General features: G+C 59.6%; 1 protein-coding gene. It reads left to right on the plus strand.

What is annotated here, in order from left to right; translation table 11 throughout:
* On the plus strand, positions 1-399 hold a 399-nt coding region (locus HMPREF1627_RS00395; protein ID WP_034499978.1), incomplete at its 5' end, for an exodeoxyribonuclease III.
* Positions 400-557 lie beyond the last annotated feature (158 nt).

Here is a 557-nt window from a genome sequence, read left to right on the forward strand (position 1 = left end):
GATCTCGTTACCAGCCGTATGAGCGAACTGCGCGAGCTACCCAACGTGATTATCACGGGCGACCTAAACATCGTTCACACCGAGCTCGACATCAAGAACTGGAAGGGCAACCACAACAAGACAGCCGGCGTGCTCGACTCCGAAATCGCGTACGTGGACCGCTGGATTGAATCGGGTTGGGTTGACGTTGCCCGTCAACTTACCGGCCCGGTGCAGGGCCCATACACTTGGTGGTCATACAGGGGCAAGGCGTTCGACAACGATGCGGGTTGGCGCATCGACTACCACCTGGCCAGCCCCGCGATGGCTCAGCGCGCTCAAAGCGTGCACGTGGACCGCGCGGTCGATTACGCCTCCCGGTACTCCGATCACGCTCCCCTGCGCATCATTTACAGCTAAGCGCCTGAACTGCGCATGAAAAAGTCGCCCCACTTGGGGGGCGACTTTTTGTTTATATTTACGAGGGCGCTACCGCCTCCGCGATTATCCGCTAAAGCCTTTCAGCGGCTTCAACTACGTTGGCGAGCAGGAGGGCGCGCGTCATCGGCCCCACTCCT

Source organism: Actinomyces sp. S6-Spd3, assembly GCF_000758755.1.
Lineage (GTDB): Bacteria > Actinomycetota > Actinomycetes > Actinomycetales > Actinomycetaceae > Pauljensenia.